At 55.5% G+C, this 26,988-nt stretch carries 25 protein-coding genes; 8 read left to right on the top strand and 17 right to left on the bottom strand.

The window, feature by feature from the left end; all coding sequences use genetic code 11:
* Positions 1-2 precede the first annotated feature (2 nt).
* The 3 genes from ACI6NM_RS16130 to ACI6NM_RS16120 all read right to left on the bottom strand — a co-directional run bounded on the left by ACI6NM_RS16130 (position 3) and on the right by ACI6NM_RS16120 (position 3,766).
* The gene (locus ACI6NM_RS16130; RefSeq protein WP_158359712.1) at positions 3-2,231 is read right to left on the bottom strand and encodes a polyribonucleotide nucleotidyltransferase; all 2,229 of its coding nucleotides are present in this window, start codon (positions 2,229-2,231) and stop codon (positions 3-5) included.
* A 185-nt stretch (positions 2,232-2,416) separates the two neighbouring features.
* The gene (rpsO, locus tag ACI6NM_RS16125) at positions 2,417-2,683 is read right to left on the bottom strand and encodes a 30S ribosomal protein S15 (RefSeq protein WP_022272534.1); all 267 of its coding nucleotides are present in this window, start codon (positions 2,681-2,683) and stop codon (positions 2,417-2,419) included.
* A gap of 144 nt (positions 2,684-2,827) precedes the next feature.
* Positions 2,828-3,766: a rhodanese-like domain-containing protein gene (locus ACI6NM_RS16120; protein ID WP_262427173.1), complete on the bottom strand. Its 939-nt coding sequence runs from the start codon at positions 3,764-3,766 to the stop codon at positions 2,828-2,830.
* A 210-nt stretch (positions 3,767-3,976) separates the two neighbouring features.
* On the opposite strand from ACI6NM_RS16120, the gene ACI6NM_RS16115 reads away from it, so the two are divergent.
* Genes ACI6NM_RS16115 through ACI6NM_RS16105 form a run of 3 tightly spaced genes read left to right on the top strand, consistent with a single transcriptional unit; the run spans position 3,977 to position 6,192 of the window.
* On the top strand, positions 3,977-4,663 hold the full coding sequence (locus tag ACI6NM_RS16115; protein ID WP_262427174.1) for a TVP38/TMEM64 family protein: 687 nt from the start codon (positions 3,977-3,979) through the stop codon (positions 4,661-4,663).
* Positions 4,650-5,378, top strand: coding sequence for a TVP38/TMEM64 family protein (locus ACI6NM_RS16110; protein ID WP_262427175.1), 729 nt, complete (start codon positions 4,650-4,652; stop codon positions 5,376-5,378). The genes ACI6NM_RS16115 and ACI6NM_RS16110 overlap by 14 nt, the downstream gene beginning before the upstream one ends.
* A complete protein-coding gene (locus ACI6NM_RS16105; RefSeq protein WP_158359705.1) occupies positions 5,371-6,192 on the top strand; it encodes a heterodisulfide reductase-related iron-sulfur binding cluster in 822 nt (273 codons plus the stop codon). The genes ACI6NM_RS16110 and ACI6NM_RS16105 overlap by 8 nt, the downstream gene beginning before the upstream one ends.
* On the opposite strand, the gene ACI6NM_RS16100 is transcribed toward ACI6NM_RS16105, so the two are convergent.
* The 4 genes from ACI6NM_RS16100 to ACI6NM_RS16085 are packed head-to-tail and all read right to left on the bottom strand — an operon-like array spanning position 6,155 to position 9,373.
* Positions 6,155-6,829 (bottom strand): TIGR04283 family arsenosugar biosynthesis glycosyltransferase, encoded by a 675-nt coding sequence (locus tag ACI6NM_RS16100; RefSeq protein WP_215654189.1) that lies wholly within the window; start codon positions 6,827-6,829, stop codon positions 6,155-6,157. The two genes, ACI6NM_RS16105 and ACI6NM_RS16100, sit on opposite strands and share 38 nt — an antisense overlap.
* Positions 6,826-7,836 (bottom strand): phosphotransferase family protein, encoded by a 1,011-nt coding sequence (locus tag ACI6NM_RS16095; protein ID WP_262427176.1) that lies wholly within the window; start codon positions 7,834-7,836, stop codon positions 6,826-6,828. The genes ACI6NM_RS16100 and ACI6NM_RS16095 overlap by 4 nt, the downstream gene beginning before the upstream one ends.
* On the bottom strand, positions 7,833-8,492 hold the full coding sequence (locus ACI6NM_RS16090; protein ID WP_262427177.1) for a TIGR04282 family arsenosugar biosynthesis glycosyltransferase: 660 nt from the start codon (positions 8,490-8,492) through the stop codon (positions 7,833-7,835). The genes ACI6NM_RS16095 and ACI6NM_RS16090 overlap by 4 nt, the downstream gene beginning before the upstream one ends.
* Positions 8,489-9,373 (bottom strand): nucleoside hydrolase, encoded by an 885-nt coding sequence (locus ACI6NM_RS16085; protein WP_158359697.1) that lies wholly within the window; start codon positions 9,371-9,373, stop codon positions 8,489-8,491. The genes ACI6NM_RS16090 and ACI6NM_RS16085 overlap by 4 nt, the downstream gene beginning before the upstream one ends.
* A 229-nt stretch (positions 9,374-9,602) precedes the next feature.
* On the opposite strand from ACI6NM_RS16085, the gene ACI6NM_RS16080 reads away from it, so the two are divergent.
* A complete protein-coding gene (locus tag ACI6NM_RS16080) occupies positions 9,603-10,841 on the top strand; it encodes an ABC transporter substrate-binding protein (protein WP_262427178.1) in 1,239 nt (412 codons plus the stop codon).
* A gap of 60 nt (positions 10,842-10,901) precedes the next feature.
* Here ACI6NM_RS16080 and ACI6NM_RS16075 read toward each other — a convergent pair whose 3' ends face one another.
* Positions 10,902-12,188: an IS110 family RNA-guided transposase gene (locus tag ACI6NM_RS16075; protein WP_428227915.1), complete on the bottom strand. Its 1,287-nt coding sequence runs from the start codon at positions 12,186-12,188 to the stop codon at positions 10,902-10,904.
* A 359-nt stretch (positions 12,189-12,547) separates the two neighbouring features.
* On the opposite strand from ACI6NM_RS16075, the gene ACI6NM_RS16070 reads away from it, so the two are divergent.
* From ACI6NM_RS16070 to ACI6NM_RS16055, 4 genes are all read left to right on the top strand, one after another.
* Entirely contained in the window at positions 12,548-13,408 is an 861-nt protein-coding gene (locus tag ACI6NM_RS16070; RefSeq protein WP_337811262.1) for an ABC transporter permease, read from the top strand.
* Positions 13,405-14,202 carry an ABC transporter permease subunit gene (locus ACI6NM_RS16065; RefSeq protein ID WP_438501010.1) on the top strand — a complete coding sequence of 266 codons (798 nt, stop codon included), beginning with the start codon at positions 13,405-13,407 and terminating at the stop codon, positions 14,200-14,202. The genes ACI6NM_RS16070 and ACI6NM_RS16065 overlap by 4 nt, the downstream gene beginning before the upstream one ends.
* Entirely contained in the window at positions 14,199-15,281 is a 1,083-nt protein-coding gene (locus ACI6NM_RS16060) for an ABC transporter ATP-binding protein (RefSeq protein ID WP_337811248.1), read from the top strand. The genes ACI6NM_RS16065 and ACI6NM_RS16060 overlap by 4 nt, the downstream gene beginning before the upstream one ends.
* 145 nt (positions 15,282-15,426) lie before the next feature.
* Positions 15,427-17,043 carry a CAP domain-containing protein gene (locus tag ACI6NM_RS16055; RefSeq protein WP_438501009.1) on the top strand — a complete coding sequence of 539 codons (1,617 nt, stop codon included), beginning with the start codon at positions 15,427-15,429 and terminating at the stop codon, positions 17,041-17,043.
* Between the two features lie 109 nt (positions 17,044-17,152).
* On the opposite strand, the gene ACI6NM_RS16050 is transcribed toward ACI6NM_RS16055, so the two are convergent.
* The 9 genes from ACI6NM_RS16050 to rnpM are packed head-to-tail and all read right to left on the bottom strand — an operon-like array spanning position 17,153 to position 26,971.
* The gene (locus ACI6NM_RS16050) at positions 17,153-19,030 is read right to left on the bottom strand and encodes a L,D-transpeptidase family protein (protein WP_337811280.1); all 1,878 of its coding nucleotides are present in this window, start codon (positions 19,028-19,030) and stop codon (positions 17,153-17,155) included.
* Positions 19,031-19,057: 27 nt separating this feature from the next.
* Positions 19,058-20,176, bottom strand: coding sequence for an AI-2E family transporter (locus ACI6NM_RS16045; RefSeq protein WP_215654173.1), 1,119 nt, complete (start codon positions 20,174-20,176; stop codon positions 19,058-19,060).
* The gene (locus ACI6NM_RS16040; RefSeq protein WP_158359686.1) at positions 20,169-21,128 is read right to left on the bottom strand and encodes a bifunctional riboflavin kinase/FAD synthetase; all 960 of its coding nucleotides are present in this window, start codon (positions 21,126-21,128) and stop codon (positions 20,169-20,171) included. The genes ACI6NM_RS16045 and ACI6NM_RS16040 overlap by 8 nt, the downstream gene beginning before the upstream one ends.
* A gap of 9 nt (positions 21,129-21,137) precedes the next feature.
* The gene (gene truB / locus ACI6NM_RS16035) at positions 21,138-22,034 is read right to left on the bottom strand and encodes a tRNA pseudouridine(55) synthase TruB (protein ID WP_158359685.1); all 897 of its coding nucleotides are present in this window, start codon (positions 22,032-22,034) and stop codon (positions 21,138-21,140) included.
* Between the two features lies 1 nt (position 22,035).
* Complete coding sequence (locus ACI6NM_RS16030) at positions 22,036-23,013, bottom strand: DHH family phosphoesterase (RefSeq protein ID WP_158359683.1); 978 nt, start codon at positions 23,011-23,013, stop codon at positions 22,036-22,038.
* A gap of 29 nt (positions 23,014-23,042) precedes the next feature.
* On the bottom strand, positions 23,043-23,444 hold the full coding sequence (gene rbfA / locus ACI6NM_RS16025; protein WP_337810869.1) for a 30S ribosome-binding factor RbfA: 402 nt from the start codon (positions 23,442-23,444) through the stop codon (positions 23,043-23,045).
* 15 nt (positions 23,445-23,459) lie between these two features.
* Positions 23,460-26,435, bottom strand: a complete 2,976-nt coding sequence (gene infB, locus ACI6NM_RS16020; RefSeq protein ID WP_438501008.1) for a translation initiation factor IF-2 — start codon at positions 26,433-26,435, stop codon at positions 23,460-23,462.
* Entirely contained in the window at positions 26,425-26,757 is a 333-nt protein-coding gene (locus ACI6NM_RS16015) for a L7Ae/L30e/S12e/Gadd45 family ribosomal protein (RefSeq protein ID WP_022272409.1), read from the bottom strand. Before ACI6NM_RS16015 ends, infB begins: the two co-directional genes overlap by 11 nt.
* Complete coding sequence (rnpM, locus tag ACI6NM_RS16010; protein WP_215654226.1) at positions 26,747-26,971, bottom strand: RNase P modulator RnpM; 225 nt, start codon at positions 26,969-26,971, stop codon at positions 26,747-26,749. Before rnpM ends, ACI6NM_RS16015 begins: the two co-directional genes overlap by 11 nt.
* Positions 26,972-26,988 lie beyond the last annotated feature (17 nt).

Raw genomic sequence — 26,988 nt, 5'->3', positions numbered from 1 at the left:
ATTTATTCGTTCTCTTCTCTTTTCTCTCTTCTGTCATCCCTGCGCTCTCTGTCGCCGCGGCGTTCTCTGTCTCCGCCTCTTCTGTCCCCGCGGTCGCGTCTTTCCTCGCGTTTCTCCGGACGGGTCAGCTTTTCAAGATCCGCAGTCATGTCCTCCGGTCTCATGGTCAGGTTGATCCTTCCCATGCGGTCCACCTCGGTCACGCGGACGGTTACCACGTCGCCGATGTTCACAACATCCTCCACCTTGGCTACTCTCTTATCGGACAGCTTGGAAATGTGGACCATGCCGTCCTTGTTGGGAGCCAACTCCACGAAGGCACCGAATTCCATGATCCGGACTACCTTACCGGTAAAGATCATGCCTGCCTCTACCTCGGTAACGATGTTTTTAATAATGGAAATCGCTTTGTCGATCATCTCCTGATCCGTGCCGCATACATTTACAGCTCCGTCGTCGGTGATATCGATCTTTACGCCGGTCTCAGCGATGATGCCATTGATCACCTTGCCCTGCTTTCCTACCACATCGCCAATCTTCTGGGGATCGATCATGATCTGGGAGATCTTGGGCGCATACTGGGAAAGCTGCTTTCTGGGCTCGGAGATCACCGGAGCCATTACATTGTCCATGATGTAAAGGCGGGCCTCACGGCAGCGGCGGATGGCCTCTTCGATGATCTGGCGGGTCAGGCCGTGGATCTTGATATCCATCTGGATGGCTGTGATTCCCTTATGGGTACCGCCCACCTTAAAGTCCATGTCTCCAAAGAAGTCCTCAAGGCCCTGGATATCTGTAAGCACCAGGTAGTCGTCGTCGGTCTCTCCGGTCACAAGACCGCAGGAGATACCGGCTACCATGGATCGGATCGGTACGCCTGCTGCCATTAAGGACAGGGAGGAAGCACAGATGCTGGCCTGGGAGGTGGATCCGTTGGATTCCATGGTCTCAGATACAGTACGGATGGCGTAGGGGAACTCCTCTTCGCTGGGAAGTACCGGCAGAAGAGCGCGCTCTGCTAAAGCGCCATGGCCGATCTCACGGCGTCCCGGTCCTCTGGACGGCTTTGTCTCGCCAACCGAGAAGGACGGGAAGTTATAGTGGTGCATATATCTCTTGGTGGTCTCATTTTCATCCAGACCATCCAGGCGCTGGGCCTCGGAAAGGGGAGCCAGTGTACATGCGTTTAAGATCTGGGTCTGTCCGCGGGTGAACATACCGGAGCCGTGGACTCTCGGTAAAAGATCCACTTCCGCAGCCAGGGGACGGATCTCGTCGATCTTACGGCCGTCCGGTCTCTTGTGATCCTTTAAGATCATCTTTCTGACTGTCTTCTTCTGGTACTGGTAAACGGCGTCTCCCACCAGCGGAAGCCACTCTTCATTTTCTGCAAACGCTTCCTCCAGACGCTCTGTGATCTGGCGGATGTTCTCCTCACGGGTCTGCTTATCGTCTGTAAATACGGCCTCTTCCATCTCCTCCGGCGGAACGATCTCCCGGATGGCGGCAAACAGCTCTTCCGGGATCGCACAGCTCTCGTAGGAATGCTTTTCTTTTCCGCACTCGGCAACGATCTTGTCAATGAAGGCGATGATCTCTTTATTTACCTCGTCAGCCTTGAAGATGGCTTCGATCATCGTATCCTCGGGAACCTCGTTGGCTCCGGCTTCGATCATGATGACCTTTTCCCTGGTTGAAGCCACGGTCAGGGCCAGATCGGAAACCTTCTTCTGCGCCGCAGTGGGGTTGATGATGAACTCACCGTCGATGAGGCCCACCTGGGTGGTGGCGCAGGGACCGTCAAAGGGGATATCGGAAATGCTGGTGGCAATGGCAGAGCCCAGCATTGCGGTCAGCTCCGGGCTGCACTCCGGATCCACAGACATAACGATGTTGTCAAGGGTCACGTCGTTTCTGTAATCCTTGGGGAACAGAGGACGCATGGGGCGGTCGATGACACGGGCAGTAAGGACTGCGTTCTCAGACGCCTTTCCTTCTCTCTTTGTAAAGCCTCCCGGGATCTTTCCGACTGCGTATAATTTCTCTTCAAATTCAACGCTTAAGGGGAAGAAATCGATCCCGTCCCTGGGTTTATCGGATGCAGTTGCCGTAGAAAGAACGACTGTATCGCCGTAGTGCATGAACGCTGCACCGTTGGCCTGCTTTGCCACACGGCCCACCTCAACGGTTAAGGTACGTCCGGCTAAGTCCATGGAAAAACTTTTAAACATGGCTTCGTCTCCTTTTCTCAATAAAATATAGTCTGGCAGAAGAAGCCGAAACTACTAAACGGCACAGGATCCGCTCCTGCGTCCTTTAGCGGTCTCGGATGTTTCTCCTGCCTGGTCAGATAATGGAAAGCACGTGTAAAAAGAAGGGCGGAGTCCATTCCTGGCCCCCACCCTTAGGTCTGTGATTACTTTCTGATGCCTAACTTTTCGATAAGAGCACGGTAACCTTCCAGGTCTTTCTTCTTCAGGTAAGCAAGGAGACCACGTCTCTGACCTACCATCATAAGAAGGCCGCGTCTGGAGTGATGATCCTTCGGGTTGTCCTTTAAATGCTCTGTAAGCTCTGCGATTCTGGCAGTAAGGATCGCGATCTGTACCTCCGGTGAACCGGTATCTCCTTCTTTTCTGCCGTACTCAGCAATGATAGCTGCTTTCTTTTCCTTGGAAATCATTGAAAGTTCCTCCTTAAAATATAGATGATATTCTTACCGGTCACTAAGTCCTGGCTGGAGTCGTCCAAAGACTGGGTGCCGGCGCTCACATACCATCTGATTATGGCATATTTCCGGGTATTTGTCAATACGGTTTCTGCCTGTTTATTTCTCGATCTGGTCCGGATAGGTCTCGCTCCATTTTGTAAAGCCGCCCTCCAGGGTGTATACCTTGCTCATGTCGTAGCCCAGTGCAGACAGCACGTTGGTGGTAGCCTGGGCGTATCTCTTACCGGAGTAGCATACCAGTACCAGGGTATCGTCCATATCGCGGGTAGCCACCTGCATGGTGGAAACGCCGGCGTTGAAGTCGCCCTCTTTAGCAGCATCCATATCGGCGGAAACGGCTCCCGGAATGTGGCCCTCAGCGTAGTCGGCAGCCTTGCGGACATCAAAGAAGGTGTAGCCGTCAGCGCCTGCCTTCTCAGCGGCCTCTTCAACGGTCATGTACTGCATCTCCACGTCTTTTTCCGGAGCCTTGATCTCCTGGGCAACCTCTACCTCGTCAGCATAAGCTTTGGTCCATGCCTTGTAGCCGCCCTCCAGGGTGTATACCTTGCTCATATCATATCCCAGTGCAGACAGCACGTTGGTGGTAGCCTGAGCATAGGATTTTCCAGAATAGCAGATGATCACCAGGTTGTCGTCGTGCTCGTCCACGATGGGCTGCATAGCTGTCACACCGGCCTGGAAGTCGCCTCCCTTGGCTGCGTCCATGTCCACGCCTACGGAGCCGGGAACGCAGGAGGTCTTATGATCCTCTGCCTTGCGGACATCCAGGAAGGTATAACCGTCCTTTCCTAAATTGCTGTGGGCGTCCTCCACGGACATATACTGCATCTCCACATCCTTTTCCGGAGCCTTTACCTCTGCTGCCTTTGTCTCAGCTTCTTTGGACTCTGCTGCGGTGGTCTCCTCCGCCTTGGTCTCTGCTGCCGTTGTCTGGGCTGCTGTGGTTTCTTTTGCTTCTGTACCGCCGCCGCAGCCGCTTAACAGGGCCATGGTCATTCCGGCTGCCAGGAGCAGGGAAGTCATTTTTCTCATAATACGTATCCTCCAAAAAATAAAATTTTATGCATTTTGTTCCCTATATTTAAGAACGCCGCTATCGTACCATCAAAAAAAAGGAAAGTCAATGTCTGCCTGTCTCCTAAAGATTATTTGAATACAACCGCTTCTTCCATTATAAAAAACCTATACCATCTTTCTCCTGCCGGATTGACAAACATTTTTGCTGCCGCTATACTGGATTCCATGAAAAAGAAATGGATTCTCGTATCGATCACTGTGGCAGCGGTACTGGCGTACTGGCTGCTTTTTTCCGGGATTTCCGCAGATGAGCTGGACACGTTTATCCGCGGCTTCGGCCCCTGGGCCCCTCTGGCCTATGTGGCTGCCTTCACCGTTCTCCCGGCTTTTTTCTTTCCCGTGGCGGTGCTGGCCCTGGCGGGCGGCCTGTTATTCGGCTTCTGGGCCGGAGCAGCATACACCTTCCTGGGAGCTGTCTTAAACTGCACCCTTATGTTCTTCCTGGCAAGGCGGCTGGGAAAAAAACAGGTGGAGCGGATGCTGCGCAGCCGGCTGGGGGAACGGGCAGACCGCATATTTTCCTTTCTGGAGGGACGGAGGGGCTTTTTGTTCCTGGTCCTTCTGCGGCTGATCCCGGCATTCCCCTATAACCTCATCAATTATGCCTATGGCCTTTCTGCCATGGATTACAAAACGTATATCCTGGCCTCAGCCATCGGCATTATTCCCGGTACCTTTGCTTTTATCAACATCGGAGACCACATGCTGGATCTCTCCTCACCAGGATTCTGGACCTCCCTGGGGCTCATGGCCCTGCTGCTTTTTATGACGGCCGCCCTGGGAAAGCTTTTATTTCCGAATGATGCAAAAATAAAAATAAACACGAATGGAGAAAAAAATGAAACAAAATAATACACAAAAAAAACGCTCCGGCATACCCCGGCTTCTGATCCTTCTGGCCCTGGCGCTGTTTCTGATCGCCTATCTGACCCTTCCGGCTGTAAGCCGCCCCATCAATCGGGCAGCGGCGGTCCTGGGCTCTGCCAACGTGGACGCGGTGGTGGAATACATCCGGTCCTTCGGCGCCTACGCCATGGTATTTTCCTTCTTCCTCATGGTGTTCTCGTCGGTGGCTGCGCCGCTGCCGGCCTTCCTTATCACCCTGTCCAACGCCGCCATCTTCGGCTGGTGGCAGGGAGCCATCCTGTCCTGGTCCAGCGCCATGGCCGGAGCCGCCCTCTGCTTCTTCATCTCCAGGGGACTGGGCCGCGACATGGTGGAACGCTTCGCCGGAAAAGGCGCCCTGGCCAGTGTGGAAACCTATTTTGAAAAATACGGCTCCAGGACCGTCCTGGTATGCCGTCTCCTGCCCTTTGTCTCCTTCGATGCAGTCAGCTATTTTGCAGGCCTGACCCCCATCCGCTTCACCGCCTTTTTTGTGGCCACCGGCATCGGACAGCTTCCTGCCACTGTGGTCTATTCCTATGTGGGCGGCATGCTCACCGGCGGCGTCAAATACCTGGTGACCGGCCTTTTATGCATCTTCTCCCTGGGGATCCTGGGAACCATCTTTAAGCAGCTCTATAACGACCGCCAGGCAAAGAAAGCAGGAAACGCCCATGAATAGCTCTGGTATTCCGGGGATGGCCCTTCATCAGGCCATCTCCTTCTTTTCGCCCATGATGTCGGTTCCAGAAACGCCGGCCGTTTTCTGGCCCGGCTGTGCCCTTTTGAACCTGGATCCATCCATACTGAAAAAAACGCTGGAGATCCTTGCTCGGACGGAGCCAGAGATCCGGCTGGCAGCCGGCTGCTGCGGCCAGCCCTCTTTTTTCCTGTTTCCGGAAAAATATCCGGCATACAGGAAAAAGCTGGAACACCGGCTGAAAAAAAGCGGGGTAAAAAGGATCTACACCGCCTGTCCCAACTGTACCCGCCAGCTTCATGGGATCTGCGGGATCCAGGTGATCCCCATCTGGTCCGTCCTGGCCGGGACCATGACCCGGAAGGACCTCTGCGGACCAGGGAAGGCATGCCCGGAAGCTGGAGAAACAGCGCCGCGCTTTATCTGGCACGATCCCTGTCCCACCCGGAACGATCCGGCCGGTCAGCAGGCGGTCCGGGCCCTTTTACGTCTTTCCGGTATCCCGGTCATGGAGCCGGAGCATACCGGCCCCCGGACCCTGTGCTGCGGGAATTTCCATATGCTGCACACCCTGGAGCCGGAAAAAAGCGCCCGGATGCGGGCGCGGCGGCTGGAAGAATTTCCGGCGGACCGGATCATACTGAGCAGCTGCCAGGGCTGCCTTGGCTCCTTTAAAGGCCAGGGCCGGGAGACCCTCCATCTGCTGGAACTGCTCTTTGGGAAAAGCAGGAAACAGGGTTGGAAAAACAGGATCTTCGTTACCTTATGTCCCGGTATCGTTCTGCGATCTCGCTGATATCCACTCCGGCCCGGTACATCTGACGCAGCCGGTACATGTTCCACATGGTAAAAAGAGGAAACCCCTTCCGGTACCGGCGGCCGGAGGTGATGATACGGCCTGGAAGGAGCCGGATGGGGATGCCTCTCTCCTTCATCCGTAAGGAAAACTCATAGTCCTCCATAATAGGAAGCTCCGGAAAACCTCCCAGGGACAGGAACAGCTCCCTGCGGATCCATATGCCCTGGTCCCCAAAGGCAATGCCCCGTCTGGCCCGCCGGTTGGAAAAAAACGTATTGCAGCCCATGAACGGCCCGTTATAATCAAAGCCAATGTGGAAGCACCCCCAGGCGGCTCCCGCTTCCGCCGCCGCCTGGATCTGGCTGTGGGCGTCCTCCGGCAGCCGGCTGTCACAGTGGACAAACCATAAGATCTCCCCCGAAGCCCGGGCAGCCCCATCATTCATCTGGGCAGCCCGGCCTTTGGGGCTTTTTAATACAGGAAACTCTGTCCCGATCCTCTGGACCGTGCCGTCTCTGCTGCCTCCGTCTGCAAACAGGATCTCCCAGTCCCCGGGAAGCGCCCTTAACTGGTCCATCATCCCGTCGATGGTGGAGCTTTCATTGTAAATAGGAAGGATCATGGATATCTTCATGCCAGAAAGTCCTTTCTCACATATGTATCCAGGATATAGGCCAGAAACTCTGGCTCCATATAGGCCTTCAGCTTCCGGAAGGTATCCTGGTTTACAAGGGCTCTTCCAGGCTCCGAATATTCCCGGAAGGCCATGGCGCACCAGGTCACTCCCCGCAGACAGGTGACCCGCAAAAACAGGGAGACCCGCTCCGGAAGCAGGCGGCAGTCCATGCGGTCCCCCACAAGGGTCCTGTACGTCTCCACGAACCGGCGCACCTCATCGGGACTCAGGATCACATCCGTCTTCCAGAAAGTGGTGGTAGGGGCCAGGAAATGGCCCAGATCCTGGGCAGGCTCCGAAACCAGGGGCTTTTCCCAGTCCACCAGAGAGCTGACGCCCTGGGGATCGATGAGAAAATTCCCTGAATTCAGCTCCGTATTCACCATACATAAGGGAACTCCCTCCCCTGCCTTTTCCGTCAGAGGAAGGTTTCCCGTCTCCTTTACCAGCTGCCGCAGGAGCGCTTCCACTTCTGGATCTCTTTTTTCCCAGTCATAATAATGCTGCACCATATCCAGGCATTCCTCATAAATGGCCTGGGCCGGACAGGACGGCCGGATCAGACGGCAGCCCTCCGGCACCGGAACGCTGTGGATATCAGCCAGGATCCCGGCCGCCTCATCCATGTCCGTCTTATAGTCAAGCGTCCTTCCCGGAAGCCACTCCATCACCAGGAGCCCCTGTTCCCGGTCACAGAACAGGGGCTTTGGCGTCCGCCCGCTGGGGACCAGGTACTGGAGGGCCGTAAACTCATAGCCGATCTGGTCCTCCAGGTGCATCTGGCTGCCCGTATTGATCCGGAGCACCAGCTTTTTCCCCGTCCGCGGATGGATAAAACTGTAATTCACATTATATTCTCCCTGGCCCAGGGGGGAAAACACAACCGGTTCCCCCTCCGAAAGCCCCAATGCGCCTAAAAACACGCGTCTTTTTAAATAAGAAGCCAACGGTTCCTTATGGATCATAACAGATGCCCCTCCTTTTTTAATGCAGCCAGAAACCGGCCCGTATGGCTGTCCGGGTCCGCCTGGAGGATCAGCCTTCTAAGATCCTCCGGCGTGTCCACGTCGCCGCAGGACAGAGCCTGGCCCAGAGAGAGCCCGGCTTCCTCCGCTGCCCTTACCGTATTTTCATACACATTTCCTCCGCCATACTGCTGTTCCTCAAAAACAGCGGTACAGGGAGCCTTTGCCCCCACCAGATAATAGCCTCCGTCGGGCGTAGGCCCCAGGACCACATCAGAAAGATCCAGGGCAGAAAAGCCGCTTTCCAGGTGCTTCCGTCCCATCATAGGAAGGTCTGTTCCCGTGAGGATCACCCGTTCAAAGCCCAGGGACAGCACACGGCGCATGGCCGCATCCATCCGTTCTCCCAGGCTCTCTCCGGTCTGGGGAAAAAGCGCAGAAGCCATGGGAAAGATGTCCTTCAAAAGCGCCCAGTCCGGATCCGGCGCATAGGCCACAAAAAGTGCCGCGTCCAGTTCCCGGTACACCCTGGCCAGATCCTTTAAAAAGGCCGTGTGGAGCGCTGCGCACTGCTTTGGCGAAAGCACCGGAAGGAGCCTGGTTTTTGTAACTCCGGGTCTGGGGACCCTGGTAAAGCAGATGACTGCCCGTCTCATGGCCGCTTCCCCAGCTTAAGATCCAGCCAGCCTCCGTACATCTCCTTCCGGTAAGCCTCCAGGTCTTTTACTCTGGGCAGGTTTAAAAGACATGTATCCGGCGCCTGCTCCGTGACTCCCAGCCAGCCGCTCTGCATCCCCTTTTCCGTCACATAGCAGAAGGAAGGCGAATCCTCAAACAGCTCCGGGTGCAGAAGATACACCGATGCCACCACATCCCAGCAGTAGGAGGACGCCTCTCCATTCCGCTCTGCCTTCACATCAAACCGGTATCCCAGCTTCTCTGCCAGATACCGGCCAGCTTCGTTCTGGCCCATGGCCGTATAAAATTCCTCTTTTGGAAGATAAGAGGGCTCCAGGGTATTGTTCCCTGTCAGAATGGATATATTTTTTCCATGGTTCAGGACCCAGGCCGCCGCCTCTGGATTCACAGAAAAATTCAGCTCGTCCAGATGGCTTCCATGGTACAATAGAGGCGCTGTATAGCCGCCCATGAGAACAATCTCCTTTAACCGGTCAAAGATCCCCGGGTCCAGGAGGCTGGCCCCATACAGATTCGTCAGAGAGCCAATGCCCACAAAAGAAAGCTCTCCCGGCTTTTTTCTGGTCTCCTCCACAATAAACCGTGCCGCATCGCTCACAGGCTCCTCTCCCTGGGAAGACCCACAGATCACCGGAAGGCGTTCCCAGCCAGCCTCCGAAAGCAGGTCCCTGGAAGCCCTGTATACCTGCTCTGTCGTCCCATTTCCAAAGGTACAGGTTACGGCCAGGACCTCTGCCTCCTGGGGCCGTCCCAGTAAATAAAACAGCGCCAGGGCGTCATCCATGGGATAACCAGGGATCCCCGCAGTGCTGTCACAATCAAAAATAATCTGCTTCATCTATGGCTCCTTCTTTGGTTTTTCCTTAACTATACCACGGCGTTTCTGCTCCTGTCCAGACCGCCCGTATTCATTCCATCGATACAAGCTCCGTTTCAGATAGTTATTCTCCATAGGCCGCCGGCAGTCGTTGACATTCCAAGCCCCAGCCTTTAGAATGGTTCCGGGGGAAAATCCGAAAAAACAAAAAAGTCCTTCCTCCCCCAAGGCAGAAAGAGAAATACTTCCTATGAAAAAGCTACAAAAGCTCCTGACCTTAGGCCTGGCAGCCGCCGGAGCAGCAGTCCTTCTGACCGGCTGCGGAAAAAAAGCCCTGGAGGGCCCCGATCTGGAGGCCGCTTCCTGGGACCAGATCACCGAGGCCGCCAGGGATACCACCGTCACCTTCTACGGCTGGGGCGGCGACGAAAACAGGAATAACTGGTTAAACACTACGGTGGCCGATCATGTAAAAGAAAACTATGGCATCACCCTGGAGGTGGTGGGCATGGATATCAATGATATCCTCACCAAGCTTTCCGGAGAAAAACAGGCTGGATCAGAAAAGGGCAGCATCGACATGATCTGGATCAACGGCGAGAATTTTTACTCCGCCAAGGATAACGGCCTGTTATACGGCCCCTTTACCCATAAGCTCCCCAATATGGAGGCCTACGTCGATCTGGAGGATCCCGAGACCTTAAACGACTTCTGCATGCCCATCGAGGGCTATGAGGCCCCCTACGCCAAGGCCCAGATGGTCCTGTACGCCGATACGGCCGTGACCCCGGAGCTTCCAGAAAACGCCGCTGAATTCATGGAATTCTGTAAAAAATATCCGGGAAAGGTCACCTATCCGGCTCTTCCGGACTTCACCGGCAGCGCCTTTGTCCGCTGTCTGATCTACGAGACCTGCGGTTGGGAGCAGTTCCAGGATATGGAGGCCGATTACGATACAGTAAAAACCGCCATTGAACCGGCCCTCTCCTATTTAAGGGAGCTGAACCCCTATCTGTGGAACCAGGGAAAGACCTTCCCCGACTCCTCCACCACAGTGGACGCCATGTTTGCCGACGGAGAGCTGGTACTGGATATGAGCTACGGCCCCTTCTCCGTGGCCTCTGGAATTGAGGAGGGGATCTACACAGATACCACCCAGACCTTTGTCTTTGATAACGGCACCATCGGAAACACCAACTACATGGGTATTGCCTTCAACTCCCCCAATAAAGCCGGGGCTATGGTGGTCATCAACGCCATCTTAAGCGGAGAGATCCAGCTCACCCAGTATGCCCAGCTAAAGGAGCTGCCTGTGGTGGATCAGGATAAGCTTTCAGCCGAAGAAAAGGCCGCCTTTGACGCAGTGGAGCTGGGCCAGGGGATCCTTACCCAGGCGGAGCTTCTGTCCCACCGTCTGCCGGAAATGCCTGCCAGCCTTGTTCCTGTGATCGAGGAGATCTGGCTCAATGAAGTTGTAGGTAAAGTGTGAAGCAATGAGCCGAAAATAGACCATAAACGTCCCTTGTGTGGAAAATCTGGTTTTTAAGATTTATCCAGAATGAACAGCACATTGCTGTTGAAGGAGTTTTAGTGTTTCCGGATCAGCTCCCTGCTCTCCGAGGAACTGAATTACGTTATCAAGTGTAAGCGCAACTTTTTCAGGTTTTGATGGATGGATGATGGCTTCGTAATCATCTGGTTTCCATTCTTCATTATTAAGAATCATGTGATAAATGCTTGTAAGCATCATTCGGGCTATGGCAATGATTGCTTTTTTCCGGCCACGCCGTTTCGCCAGTCGATTATATTTGATGGCGTAATAAGGATTTTTCCTGCTTTTTACAGCAGCAAGTGCACACTGGATGAGTAAAGGCTTTAGATATTGACCGGCTTTTGAACAACGGGTAGATTTCTTTTTGTTGGCACTCTCATTATTCGCAGGGGTAAGACCAGCCCAGGAACAAAGATGTTTATCCGATTCAAAAACCCCCATATCAGCACCGATTTCTGAAATGACAAACAAAGCAGAACGCTCAGTAAAACCAGCGATCCTTGAAATACGTTTGATTACTTCATCGTACGGGCGGCTGAGGCGGAATAATTCGGTTTCAATTTCATCCATATAGGAGCTGAGAAGTTCCATGTGCTGTTTTGCGTGGGACATCTTAAAGCGTTGTTCCGATAATATCTCAAAACCGCGTATGCTGTCAAAAATCTCTTCATTAGAAACTTTGATGCCACCATGAATCAGTTTTGCACATTCCTTTTCGTCAAAAGGAACGTCTGAAAGAAGATAATTCATAATGGATGAGGCGGTTTTTCCAAATGGATCAGTGAGGACACAGTCAATACGGATACGTGAAATAGTCATACTATTCTGGTAGCGGTTTTTCTCAGCGGAACGCATATAGGAAAGTTTGAGACGATATCTGGAAAGCTCACGGAGAGCCCTGATATCAGCAGGTGGAATAAAAGAAGCTTTAACGATATCAAAGCGAAAAAGATTGGCAATCCATTTTGCATCACGTTTGTCAGTTTTCTTACCCTTTATGGCTTTGACATACTTGGGATGAGTAAGGATAACGTGCATATGCGGCTCAAGGATGTTAAAAACAGGGATCCAGTATTTACCGGTGGATTCCATGCAGACATGCAGACAGTTATACGAGAGAAGCCAGTCACGCATAGCTGCAATCTGTGAATTGTTGGTGGAGAAGGATTTCACTTTATAAGTTGCTTCCAAAGTGACAGGATCCGTAATGCAGACAGCAGCAACAACCGTTTTTTTGTGAACATCCAGCCCAGCACAGATAAGGTGTTTCACTTCAAAATCCATGTGATACCTCCTTTCAAAGAGAGCAAAAAGAGACATCAGCATTGACTGTCATCCAAGCGAAAAGACTTATCATGGAAACGGGGTTTCCAGAGGCATCAAGTGCCAACGTCTAAAATGATAAGTGTACGGGCTCGAAGTCCCAATTGTTTGTGCTTACAAGAGGATGACGGCACATATATAAATGCGGGATAAGATGGTCTTTCACCACTCCCTCAGTCGTGCTCTGTAGTATACTGATATCTCTAACTGGATTTTAACACAAAATGAAATAAAAAGTAACCCGTAAACAAAGATGCATTGTTTGTGCCGAAGGCAGGAACGACGCAAGGAGGGCATGCCGCAACGGCATGTTTAAATAAATGAAAAAACCTTTTTTTCTGTTAATTCCTTTTTTTCTGCTCATGGCTCTGGTGCTGGCGTCCATCTGGAACGTACTGACCCAGAGCCTGGGTTATATTCCGGCCTTTGGTCTCAGAGAGCCGACGTTTGGATACTACGCCCGGGTGTTAAAGGACCCGGGATTTTTAAGCTCTGTGCTGGTGAGCCTTAAGATCTCCGTCTGGTCGGCGGTGATCTCCACGGTCCTGGGGGTCCTGCTGTCCATGGCCCTCATCCAGTGCGGGAAACAGCGCGGCGGCCACGTTTTTGCCGTCCGTATCCCCGTGCTGGTGCCCCATGCAGTGGCGGCGGTGTTCATGATCCAGATCTTTTCCCAGACCGGGCTCCTGGCCCGTCTGGCCTTCGTCCTGGGCCTTATTGAAGAACCAACGGCTTTTCCGCAGCTTTTATTTACGCCGTCCTATGGAGGGACCATCCTGGCCTATATCTGGAAGGAGGCCCCCTTTGTGGCGTACTTCGTACTGGCCTTCATGGGCGGCATCCGTAGCTCTCTGGGGGAAGCGGCGGAAAATCTGGGAGCGTCTCCGGTGAAGAGCTTTTTCCAGATCACTCTTCCCTTAAGCGTTCCTGTGATCTCCCGGGCCTTCCTCATTATTTTTATCTTCGCCTTCGGAGGCTATGAGCTTCCCCTGCTCCTGGGCTCCACCCTGCCCAGGGCGCTGTCGGTGGAAACGTATCTGGCCTATACCCGGCCGGATCTCCTGGACCGTCCCCTGGCCATGGCCATGAACGGCATCATGCTCCTGCTGTCCATTGTCATGACCATCCTTTACAGCGCTGTCATGGACCGGGTCAGCAGAAAGATCGGAGGGATCCAATGAAAAAACATCGTCTCATGGGGCTGGTCCTTTCCGCCGCCCTGTTCAGCATCTTCCTCCCCATGGCGCTGATGCTGCTGTGGAGCGTGGCCGGCCGCTGGCCCTGGCCGGGACTTCTGCCGGAAACCTACTCGCTCCGCACTATAAAGGAGCTCCTGACCGGCTCTGCCAGCCTTCCCAGGCTTCTGTCCAGCAGCATCCTCCTGGCCCTCACCGTGGCCGTTCTCGGCACGGCAGTGGGCGTCATGACTGCCAGGGCCACAGAAAACTACGGCTTTCCAGGCCGTTCCCTGGTCCGGTTCGGCTCCCTTCTGCCGCTTTTGGTGCCCGGGACCGTGTTTGCCATGGGGATCCAGATCACCCTGATCCGCCTGGGGCTTTCTGATACGGTGGCCGGGGTGGTGCTGGTCCATCTGGTGGCCGCTGTCCCCTACTGTATCACCATCATGACTGATGTGACCAGGGCTGTGGGGACAGGACTTGAGGAACAGGCCATGGTACTGGGAGCCGGACCTGTAAAGGCCTTCTTCCTGACCACCTTCCCCTCCCTTCTTCCCGGGATCCTGTCGTCCATGAGCATGGGCTTTATCCTGTCTTACAGCCAGTATTTTACGACTCTGATGGTGGGCGGGGGCCGGGTAAAGACCATCGCCCTGGTGCTGGTCCCCTACATCCAGAGCGGCGACCGCTCCCTGTCCTCGGTGTACTCCACTGCCTTTGTGGGCTCGGCGCTCCTGGTCTTTTTTATTTTTGAGGGGATCATCCACTGGATCCAGAAAGGAGAAAGAAAACCGTGAAGCTGAAGATCGAAGGCCTTTCGGCTGGATATGATAAGGATTTTGTAATAAAGGACCTTTCCCTGTCCGTGAACCAGGGGGAGTTTTTATCCCTCCTGGGTCCCTCGGGCTGCGGAAAGACCACGCTGATGAAGGCCGTGGCCGGGATCCTTCCGGCCCAGGGAGGGCGCATTCTTTTGGACGGTGAGGATATCACCGGCCTTCCCATCCACAAACGCGGCACTGTCATCGTCTTCCAGGATATGCGCCTGTTCCCCCACATGACCGTGGAGGAAAATGTGGCCTTTCCTTTAAAAATGCAGGGAGTTTCCCGGTCCGGGCGGCTGGAACAGGCCAGGGATCTGCTGGAAAAAGTCCAGATGGGCGGGTTCCGGGACCGGAGGCCCGCGGAGCTTTCCGGCGGACAGCAGCAGCGGGCCGCCCTTGCCAGGGCCCTGGCGGCCAGGCCCCGGCTCCTGCTCCTGGACGAGCCCTTTTCTGCCCTGGACGAAAATCTCAGAGAGGATATGCGGAATCTTGTCCTTCAGTTACAGCGGGAATTCCATATGACTGTGATCCTGGTGACCCATGACCGGGAGGAGGCCCTGTCCATGTCCGACCGGATCGCCCTGATGTTTTCCGGCCGTCTGGTCCAGACCGGGACGCCAAAGGAGGTATACCTCCGGCCGGAAAGCAGACTGGCAGCCGATTATTTCGGGGACTGCGTGTATATAAACGGAACCATTTCCGGGGGAAGGTTCACCGGCGGTGGGCTTGATTGTCCGGTTCCCTTCCTCTCCCAGGAATTCATCTCCCAGGCCATCCCCTCCTCTTTTGATTCTCCAGTGCCTGGTCCGTCTGTTCCCGATGGCCCCTGCCGGCTGATGCTCCGGCCCGGAAGCCTGGAGCCTGACCGGACGGGAGGATATTTTCTCACTGTGGAGCAGGTCTCCTTCCGGGGCGGCTCTGTCCTTGTATCCCTCCGGTCTGATGATGGGGCCCTGTGGAAAAAGGCCTTCTCCGGGCCCGTGGACCTGGCCCCCGGAGACCGGATCCAGGCGTCGGTCCGCACCCAGGATGGGGTCCTGTTCCCCGTCTGAGGGACAGCCGCTCTGGAACTCCCGGTTCCTCCTGGTTTCCGGCAGGAATCAGCCCGGGAATCTTGACAGATCCCTCCATATTGTTTAAACTTTTAATAAACGATCCATTATAAATGGAAAAATTTATCACAAAGGAGAAAAAAAGATGTACAGAAAGACAATTCCTGCGCTCGTGCTTTCCGGCTGTCTTGCCATGACGGCCTGCCTGGCGATCCCGGCCTTTCCGGCCCAGGCTTCCCAGGAGATCTATCACATCAGCGAAGACGACTCCCCTGTGGAATACTACTCTCCCGAAGAAATCCGGGACTTTTTCCACAGCCGCCCCTTCTCCAGGACCCAGCCGGATACATTTGATGAGGAACCGGATCTGGAAAGCGAAACGGCTGGGAAGCTCAGCGGAGAATCCGTGGAAAATGCCCTGAATACCCTGAATTTCATCCGCTATATCGCGGGGATCTCCGCTGACGTGGAAACCAGCGACTATTATGAAAATATGGCTATGGCAGGTGCTGCCCTTATGACAAAGACCGGAATGGAGCATAAGCCCAAAAAACCCGCCGGCGTTTCCCAGGAATTTTACCAGCTGGCCTATGAGGGCACCTCATCCTCCAACCTGGGCCAGGGCTACCGCAATCTCTCCACCGCCATCACCGATGGCTGGATCGACGACGGGGATACCTCCAATATTGACAGGATCGGCCACAGAAGATGGTGCCTGGATCCGCGTATGCAGGCCACCGGCTTCGGCCATGCGGGCTCCTATACGGCCATGTACAGCTTTGACGGCACGGACAACGGATACGAGGATGTGCCGGAAATGGTGCTGTGGCCGGCCCTGAACATGCCTGTGGAGTATTTCACCGGCCCCTGGAGCATCAGCTTCGATTCCTCCCAATATCCGCTGCGCTCCAGCGACCAATCCAGGATCAAGATCACCATGACCAGTGAAAAGACCGGAAAGCAGTATACGATCTCCGGCAAAGATACCAACCGGGCCGGGACCTATATGAACGTGGAGACCAGCAACTACGGCTATGGACCGGCTCTGATCTTCACCCCCAATGTACGGTTTTCCGCCGGTGATAATGTGACCGTAAAGATCACAGGTCTCCGGAACGACAGCGGCTACGACGGGCTCCAGTATACGGTCCATTTCTTCTCCCTGTCATCCGACGAGTACGACAGCACCGAGGATTCCGGTGATGAGGACACTGATGGTGAAGAGGAGGACGGAGGCTCCGGCAATTCTGGAACCTCCGGCGGTTCCGGAAGCTCCAATGGCTTCGGAAGCTCTGACCGCACCGAGACCTCTGGCGGCTCCGAAGTCTCCGGTCTTCCCTCCTATGTGGTCCACGGCACCTGGGGGCTCAACGCAGAGGGAAGCTGGACCTTCCTGGATGATTCTGGAAGATTCTATAAAAACTGCTGGGCCGCCATCTACAATCCATACGCCGATCCTGCCCAGGGCCAGTCCTCCTTTGACTGGTTCTGCTTTGACGAAAACGGGAGCATGAGGACCGGATGGTTCCAGGATCCGGATGGAAGCTACTACTACCTCAACAGCGCCTCGGACGGCACCAGAGGAAAAATGCTGACCGGATGGCACTGGATCCCGGATGGCTCGGGCCTCAGAAAATGCTATTATTTCAACCCCGCCTCCGACGGCACCAGAGGAAAAATGCTCTCTGGCACCGTTGTGGATGGAAATCTTTTAAACACCGACGGGGCCTGGGTGATTGACGGCGTGGTACAGACCCGGTAAGGAACAGAGTCCCGGTTCTTAGGAATTTCCTATCAAATTCCTATCAAATAAAAAACTCCCGCAGAAAGCCAGCTTTGGACATCCGCTGGCTTCTGCGGGAGTTTTTCTCTTAAGCTCCAGGGCCTCCAGGTCCCGGCATCGGCTCTGGCGCCGGATCCGCAAATCCGGGACCAAAGCTCTCCTCGTCCCCTCCGGCCGTCACAGACGGACCCACAGGGCCTGGCACAGCCGGGGCCGTTTCCACTGGAGACGCCGGAGTTTCCTGGGGACTGGATTCCTCCGGAGACGCTCCGCCTCCCGGACCATCCGTATTTCCCTCCGGAAGCTCCACGCTGGGACCCACCGGCTGCTCTGTCGGCGGCTGGGTCTGCTCCGGTGCCGGTGCGGCCGTGGTCTCCGGCGCAGCCGTGGAGGCGGCTGTGGAGGCCGCAGTGGTTGCTGCCGGTTTTTCCGCCGGAGCCGTTTTTTTGGACTCTGTACCGGCCAGGTGGTAGCAGAGCACCGGATCTCCCTGGGAGATGTTTTCAAAGATCGTCTTGGCCGCCTTAGGCGGAAGGTTGATGCAGCCGTGGGAGCCGCCGGTCTTATAGATCGTCCCGCCGAAGCTTCCTCTCCAGCTGGCGTCATGAAGGCCGATCCCGCCGTTGAAGGGCATCCAGTAGGATACAGGCGTGGCATAGCCCTCTCCCCGCAGCGTGGCGTTCCTCTGCTTATAGGTCAGCGGATACGCGCCGCCCGGTGTGGCCCAGCCTCTGGATTCATTGCCGGATACAAAGTCTGTTTCCACCAGGAGCTCTCCGTTTTTATAAAAATACAGATGCTGGGCAGTCAGATTGATCTCCACATATGTACTGCCGTAATCATTGGCCCCGCGGCTGGCAGCCTTCTGGCTGTATTCCGGCTCCCTGGTCTGCTGCTCTCCGTTTTTTATGATGGAGAGCACCGCCGCCGTCTCCGCCGCCTGGCTGATCTTCCAGCCGTAATGGCCTCTGGAGATGGTCACATCCTTTCCGTAGGACGTTTTCAGGGTCTTTGTTTTATAGGCTGTGTCATACTTTCCCGCCAGTTCCTTTACGTAAGCGGCCGCCTGGCTTTCATCCAGGGTGACGTTTCCTCCGTCCACTGTGATCCACTGGCTGATGGTATCTCCGTCCAGCACTTCCCTGGCATCCCCAAAGGTATGGGTCACCACCGCGCCCACATACCGGTTCATCTCTGCTGCGGCCGCGTTGAGCCCCTCGTCTGTCTCATCCACCGCCGGTTTTGTATAACAGCCCTCTGCATCCAGGTCCACCTGATCTGAGAGACTTACGATGGCCGCGGCCACTGCCTTCTCCACCTGTTCCTCCACCAGCTCCGTTCCCTGGACTGCCGGAACCACCGAGTAGCTCCTGGTCCCGCTGTCATACTCGGAGATCCGGGCATTTTCCGGTTCCCTCATCTGATCCGGATCCATAAACGGAAATTCCCGGACCGCTTCCTTCAGCTTTTCGCCGTCAAAGGCGATCATGGTACGGATCTCATGAGCCGGCCCCTCCTTCAGATACCGGATCCACTGGCCTGGCTCCTGCTCCTCCAGAAGCTTTTCCAGACTGCCGTCAAATTCTGAATGAAGGCCGATCTCCTCGGTTCCAATGGTCCCGCTGGCCCCGTCCCGGGCCTGGACCGTCAGCGTATAGCCGGAAAGCCCGGCCTCGATCAGGCTTTTGACCTCCTCCACGGTCTTTCCGGAGGCGTTTATGCCATTGATGGTCGTGTTGGGGAAAAACGCCGTTTTATACTTTCCCGTTTCCAGGAAGTAATATCCGGCCCCGGCCGCCGCCAGGACGGCGGTCCCAATGACGGCTGCCAGAGCGATCCGGCCGGCCTTTTTCTTCCCTTCCGGAGCGTCCGTCCGTTTCCGGCTCCTTCCCCGGAGCCTTCCGGTCTGGGGCGTTTCCGGGGAAAGGCTTTCCGCCTCTCCTTCTCTTTCCTTCTTTTCTTCCATAATTTCCTTCCTAAACTTCCCGGTTCCCTAGGATCTCAGCCGTTTCTGGACACCGTCGCCCAGGAAGCGGTACGCCGCTGCCGCCAGAGGTACTCCCAGGAGCATTCCTCCTACGCCCAGCACGCCGCCGCCAATGGTCACAGCCGCCAGGACCCACATGCCCGGAAGGCCGATGGACGAGCCCACCACTCTTGGGTAGATCAGGTTTCCTTCGAGCTGCTGGAGCAGTACCAGGAAGATGATAAAGCCCACCGCCTGGATGGGATTCACCGTAAATACCATAAATGCACCCACAGCCGCGCCGATATATGCGCCCACCACCGGGATCAGGGCTGTAACGCCCACCACAGCGCCGGTCATCACCGCATAGGGGAACCGGAGCAGAGTCATTCCCAGGGCACAGAGGGTTCCGATGATCACTGCCTCCATGCACTGGCCGACGATAAAGCTGGTGAACACCTCATGAAGCGTCTTAAGGGCGTAGCAGACTGTATTCCGCACCCGGTCCGGCAGATAGGCCCGCATGATCCGGTCGCCCTGGGATGCCAGCTTTTCCTTGGAACTTAACAGGTAAACGGCAAAAATGGAACCGATCATAAACCGGGCTGCCGTTCCGATGACCTTGGAAAATACCAGCACAACGGAATTGAAGATCCCTCCGGCTCCTGTAAGCAGGATGTTCACAGCCTTCTCCATCATGTTCTTCCAGTCGATATCTGCATTTTCCAGGTACGTCTGGATCTCTGGCATTTCCTCCAGATGGGCGATGGCCCACAGCCGGATCTCCTCGATCACCGGCGGGATCTCATCTGTCACCAGCCGGATACTGGAAACCAGCTCCGGAACCACCAGATACACCACTCCGGCCATGATAAGCACCAGGGCCAGGAATGATAACAGGATGCAGACCGGCCGTCTGAGCTTTATGAGGAACTTCCGCTTTGTGCCCGGAAACCAGAATCGCTCGATCCTTTTTAACAGGATATTGAGCACGTAGGCGATGACGCAGCCCACCAGCAGGGGAGCTGCCGCCGAAAATGCCAGGGAGAACACAGATGCGATCCTGTCCGCATTCTTCAAAAACAGGCACACCGCCGCAGCAATGAGCCCGATCACACAATACGTTCCGATCTGTTTTTTACCCATCCGCCTTTCCTTTCTCCTGGACAATCCAGGAATCCCGGAAGATCTCCCGGCATTTTCCTATATCATGATCCAGCTGGGCCTTTAGCTGGCCGATGGAATCAAACCGCATCTCCGGCCGTATAAAATCCAGAAGCTCCACCCGGATCTCCTTTCCGTAAAGATCTCCATCAAAATCATAGAGATACGTCTCCACTCCCACAGGATTCTCTCCCTGGATCGTGGGCTTTTTCCCAATGTTCGTAAGACCGCCGTAGGTCTTCCCGTCTGCCGTCACCCGGGTCACATAGACGCCGAATCTGGGCAGATGCTTTTCCGGCGGCGGAAGCAGATTGGCTGTGGGGTAGAGCTTTTTATGGCCGATGGATCTTCCGTGGGTCACGGTCCCTGTGATGAAATAATCATAGCCCAGGAGCCGGTCCGCTTTTTTCACATCGCCCTCCTCCAGCATCTTCCTCACATAGGTGCTGCTGATGATGGCTCCGTCTGTGTCCCGTTCCTTTTCTACCACAAAAAACTGGTAGCCATATTCCGGCGCCAGTTTTTCCAAAAGAGCCCTGTCTCCTGCGGCCTTGTAGCCAAAATGACAGTCCGGCCCGGTGATGATGACCCTGGCGTTCATCTTTCCCGCCAGGATCTCCTTTACAAACTGCTCCGGGGCCATGTGGCATACTTCCTGGTCAAAGGGATATTCCACCAGATAATCCACCCCGGCCGAGCGCAGGAGCTCCATCCGCTCCCGGTTGGTCATGAGGACAGTCTGCTTCCGGCCGCCCACCAGGCTCAGGGGCGGCGTGGAAAACGTGAACATCGCCACCTTTAAGCCCTTTTCCTTCCAGCGGACCATTTCCCTCACCAGCTTCTGGTGGCCCACATGGAGACCGTCGAACTTTCCGATGCTGACCACCGTCGGTTCTGTGATCTGAAATTCTTTTGTTTCTGCAATATACTGCATGCCGTCTCCTTATGACAAAAAGATTTTTACCGGATAAAACATGCGTTTTTCCTCAGAAAATCTGTAAATACCAATGAACAGCCCCGTGCTGTCGTAGACCCGGAAGGGATCTTCAAGACTGGCTTCCCCGTCCATCTGGAAGCGGAAGGGATTTCCGTTTCTCAAAAGACGGTCCATGGACGCATCCCCGGACCGTATCTCTTTATAACCGGAAAACACAGTTTCCACCGGCAGCACCGCCTCCTCCAGCCGGCCCGTATCCTTCAGGGCCTGGAGCTCATCCAGGGTCCGGCTGTCCTCCATCCGGAATCCGGCGGCCCTGGTGCGCAGGAGCTTTTTCATGCACCCGCCCACAGCCAGCCTTTCTCCGATGTCATGGCAGAGGGTCCGGATATACGTTCCCTTGGAGCAGGAAACGGTCATGACCACCTCCGGCAGCCGGATGGAACGGATGGTGATGTCGTAGATCTTCACCGGTCTGGGCTTCCGCTCCACCTCCACGCCCTGGCGGGCCAGATCGCAGAGCTTCCTTCCGTTGACCTTCAAGGCCGAGTACATGGGAGGGATCTGGTCATAATCCCCCACAAAGCATAAGACGGCCTCCCGCACGGCCTCCTCCGTCAGTCCGGAAGCGTCCGTTTCTGAAAGGACCGTCCCTGTGGTATCCTGGGTATCGGTCTCCATACCCAGGAGCAGGGTGGCCTCATACGTCTTGTCCCGGTCTGTCAGCATGTCGCAGAGCCTGGTGCCCTTTCCCACGCATACCGGCAGGACGCCTTCGGCCTCCGGGTCCAGGGTCCCCGTATGGCCCACCTTTTTCTGGCCCAGGATCCCCCGCATTTTAGCCACCACATCAAAGGACGTGAAGCCCTTTTCCTTATATACGTTTATGATGCCGTCGTACATTTTAAACCCCAGTCTGTTCTTTTTCTTCGTCCCACTGGATCCGGATCTGTCCGTCCACCTGGCGGATGATCTCCTCCACTGTACCGGTCATGGTACAGCCCGCGGCCTTTTTGTGGCCGCCGCCGCCAAAGGCCAGGGCGATCCGGCTCAGATCCAGCTCCGTATTAGTCCGGAGGCTCACCTTATACTCCGACGGATTCCCTGTCTCATAAAGGAGGATGGCGCACTCCACTCCGGTCACAGACCGGAGAAGATCCACGATGCCGTCGGTGGACTTCACCGTACAGCCGTTTTTCTTAAGCTCCTCCTGGGTCACCACCGTGTAGATGCAGCGGCCGTCCTCAAAAAGGACGCTGTCCAGCATGGCCTGGCCGTGGACCCTGGTCTGACCGTAGCTCTTCTGGTAAAAGCTTCCGTCAATGATCTTCGGGAAATCGATCCCCTGGTCCATCAGATATCCGGCGATCTCCATGGTCCTCCGGGAGGTGTTGGAATATTTGAACACGCCCGTATCATGGACGATGCCGGTGTACAGGCACTCTGCCACGGCCTTCCCGATCTTATCCTGGTCCAGGAGGCCGTAAAGGACCTCGCAGGTGGAGCTGGCACTTCCGGCGATCACATTGACCCGGGCCAGGCCCTGGTTGGTGATGTGATGGTCGATGCACAGGCTGTCCGCCGCCGTTTTCAGATAGGGAGCAAATTCTCCCAGGCGCTTTTCGTCGCTGGCGTCCAGGGTAATGCAGAGATCGAAGGTCCGTTCCGGCTCAAATCCGTGTTTCACCTGGCCGTAGCCCTTTAAATATCCGAATTTTGCGCCCATGGGCTCCAGATATACAGATACCCTAAGCTCCCCGTAGTTTTCCGTCAGGTAATTATACATGGCCAGACAGGAACCGATGCAGTCCCCGTCCGGATTCACATGGCCTAAAATGGCCACTGTTTTTTTATCTTTCAGCACATCTGTCAGAATTCCCACTGGGCAGACTCCTTTCCTGGGGCAGGACCTTACCTGCCGTCCTCTGTCTCCTCGCCGTTTTCCTCATCCCGGTCCGTCAGATCCTTTGTCACATCGTCGATGAGCTTCGACATGCGGACTCCGTATTCGATGGACTGGTCCAGGATAAAGGAGATCTCCGGCGTATTCCTAAGGTTCACCGCCTTTGCCAGCTGGCTCCGGATAAAGCCCTCGGCGCTCTTTAAGCCGCGGATGGTGTCCTTAGCCTGCTCCTCGTCTGCAAGAACGCTGATATACGCCTTGCAGTATTTCAGATCCGGCGTCACCTGGACTAAGACCACGCTGGTCATTGGATGGATCCTGGGATCCTTGAGCTCTGAGCGAATGATATCGCTCAGAGCCTTCTGGACCTCCCCGTTGATTCGTGTATTTTTAATGCTGTTCTTTCTCATGATACTCCTTCTTTACTATCTCGGAACCTCTACCATGATATAGATTTCGATCATATCGTCTTCCTTCAGGTCGTTGAAGCCTTCAAATACAAGGCCGCACTCGTAGCCTGCGTTGACCTCCTTCACATCGTCCTTGAAACGCTTTAAGGAAGCTAACGGTCCCTCGAAGATCTGCTCGCCCTCGCGGGTGATGCGGGCCTTGGAGCCGCGGGTGATCTTTCCGTCCAGGACATAAGAACCGGCAATGGTGCCCACGCCGGAGGCCTTGAAGGTCTGGCGCACAACGGCATGGCCGGTCACCTGCTCTTCGTAGATGGGATCCAGCATGCCCTTCATGGCAGCCTCCACATCCTCGATGGCCTGGTAGATCACGCGGTACAGACGCATATCCACCTTCTCCCGGTCCGCAATGGACTTGGCGGTGGCGTCAGGACGCACGTTGAAGCCGATGATGATGGCGTTGGAAGCGGAAGCCAGGGTCACGTCGGATTCGTTGATGGTGCCGACGCCGCCGTGGATCACCTTTACCACTACCTCTTCGTTGGAGAGCTTCACAAGACTCTGCTTTACTGCCTCTACCGATCCCTGTACGTCTGCCTTTACGATGATGGGCAGCTCTTTCACATTTCCTGCCTTGATCTGGGAGAACAGATCGTCCAGGGATAATTTTGCCTTTGTATCTTCAATTAACTTGTTCTTTCCTTCTGTGATGAAGGTCTCAGCAAAGCTTCTGGCCTCCTTCTCGTTCTGGAGAGCCACAAATACCTCGCCGGCGTTGGGAACGTCGTTGAGACCCAGGATCTCCACCGGAGTGGACGGGCCGGCTTCCTTCACACGGTTGCCCTTATCGTCCATCATGGCGCGGACCCTTCCGTAACAGGAGCCTGCGGCGATGGAGTCGCCCACCTTTAAGGTTCCCTTCTGTACAAGGACCGTAGCCACGGGACCTCTGCCCTTGTCTAACTGTGCCTCGATCACAAGACCTCTGGCCTTCCGGTTGGGGTTGGCCTTTAATTCCTTCACCTCTGCCGTTAAGAGGATCATCTCCAGAAGCTCCGGGATGCCCTCCTTTGTATGGGCGGATACGGGAACGAATACGGTGCTGCCGCCCCAGTCCTCGGGGATCAGCTCATATTCGGAAAGCTCCTGTTTTACACGCTCCACATTGGCGCTGGGCTTATCGATCTTGTTGACTGCAACAATGATCTCCACCCCTGCGGCCTTGGCATGGTTGATGGCCTCCACGGTCTGGGGCATTACGCCGTCGTCGGCTGCCACCACAAGAATTGCGATGTCCGTAGCCTGGGCTCCCCTCATACGCATGGCGGTGAATGCCTCATGGCCCGGGGTATCTAAGAAGGTGATCCTCTGGCCGTTGGCCTCTACCACATATGCACCGATGTGCTGGGTGATGCCGCCTGCCTCCCTGGAAGTCACATTGCTCTGGCGGATGGCGTCCAGAAGAGAGGTCTTACCATGGTCAACGTGACCCATGACGCAGATGACCGGCGGTCTGGAAACCATGTCCTTCTCGTCCTCCTCTTCCTCTCTTAAGAGCTCCTCGATCACGTTGATCTTCTTTTCCTTCTCACAGAGAACGTCGTACTCCATGGCGATCTCCTCAGCCTTCTCAAAGTCGATCTCCTGGTTGATGGTCACGATGGTCCCCTGTAAGAACAGTTTTTTCACGATGGCGGAGGGCTGTAATTTCATCTTTTCAGCCAGCTCCTTAATGGTGATGGTCTCCGGGATCACGATGGTCTTGATCTCCTCCACCTTGGCCTCAGCCTTCTTGGGCTGCTGCATCACGGGAGCCTTAACGCCCTTTCCGCCCTTGGCGTTCTTGCCTCTTAACTCCTCGTCCCGGTCCTTTCTGGCATCATGCTCTTTCTTATAAGCATTCTTGCTGGCCTTGGTGTTCTGCTGCTTCTGGGCCATGGGGGTATCGAAGGACGGCTTGGGGATGTTCAGTCCGCCGCGACCGTCACGGCCTCCCTGACGGTTCCCGTCTCTCTGGCCATCGCGGCCATAGCCTCCCTGACGGTTTCCGTCTCTCTGGCCATCGCGGCCATAGCCTCCCTGACGGCCGCCGTCACGGTTATAGCCTCCCTGGCGGTTTCCGTCTCTCTGACCGTCGCGGTTAAACCCACCCTGGCGGTTCCCGTCTCTCTGGCCGTCGCGGTTATAGCCTCCCTGGCGGTTTCCATCTCTCTGGCCGTCACGGTTATATCCGCCCTGGCGGTTTCCGTCTCTCTGGCCGTCGCGGTTATAGCCTCCCTGGCGGTTCCCATCTCTCTGGCCGTCACGGTTAAACCCGCCCTGACGGTTTCCATCTCTCTGGCCGTCGCGGTTAAACCCTCCCTGACGGTTCCCGTCTCTCTGGCCGTCGCGGTTAAACCCACCCTGACGGTTTCCATCTCTCTGGCCGTCACGGTTAAACCCGCCCTGGCGGTTTCCGTCTCTCTGACCGTCGCGGTTATAGCCTCCCTGGCGGTTTCCGTCTCTCTGGCCGTCACGGTTGTAGCCTCCCTGACGATTTCCATCTCTCTGGCCGTCGCGGTTATAGCCTCCCTGGCGGCTTCCCTGGGGCCTTGCCTCTGCCTGGGAAGCGGCCTGCACCGGAGCCGTCTCTGTCTCCTGGACGGGAGCTGTGGTCTGTTCCTTCACCTCTTCCGCCGGAGCTGCCTTGGGCTTCTGGGCCGGAGCAGAGGTTGTGGGACGCACCTGCATGCCTGGTCCTGTGGATCTCTGGTTTCTGGCTCCCTGTCCCTGGCTTCTGCCGCCGCGGCCCTTCTGGGTGCTGTTCTGGGGACGGTATACGGCTGCGATCCGCTTCTTGGCCGGAGCTGCCCCTTCCTTATTCTCGCCGGCGGGCTGGGTTCCGGCTCCGTTTGTCATACTGCTGTTTTCTTCCATATTATTCTTCTGCAACGTATCTGTAACCTCTTTATTCGTCTTTCCTAAGTTCTTAGCTAAATCGTTATCCCTCACACTCACTACCTCCGTTCATACAAAGCTGTTTCTTCATGGCCTCGGAAAAGCCTGCGTCCTGCACAGCCAGGGAAGCACGCATCTCCCTGCCGGTGGCGTGGCCCAGCTCCTCCTTGCTTCCGAATTCAAAATAGGGGACCTCATAGTAAGTACACATATTCCGGAACTTCTTCTTTGTATTTTCCGACGCCTCTTCCGAGACAATGACCAGGTATGCTCTCCCGGATTTCACGGACTTCTCCGTGGAAAACTCTCCGCTCTGCACCTTTCCCGCCTTGGCGGCCAGGCCCAGAAGGCCAAAAACCCTGCTTTTATTGATCAAGCTGCTCCATCTCCTTTTCCAGACTTTCATATACCTCTTTGGGGATCGCCATCTTAAAGGAGCGCTCCAGCCCTTTTCCCTTCACGGCCTTTTTAAAGCAGTCCATGGACGGACAGAGATATGCACCCCGCCCATTCTTCCTTCCAGTGGCGTCGATGGTGATCTGACCGTCCGTTGTCTTTAAAACCCGGATCAGATCCCGTTTGTTCTTCATTTCTCCGCAGCCGATGC

The organism is Pilosibacter sp. YYHA0881, from assembly GCF_051602715.1.
GTDB lineage: Bacteria > Bacillota > Clostridia > Lachnospirales > Lachnospiraceae > Alitiscatomonas > Alitiscatomonas aceti.
This window is presented reverse-complemented; position numbering and strand designations above follow the sequence as displayed.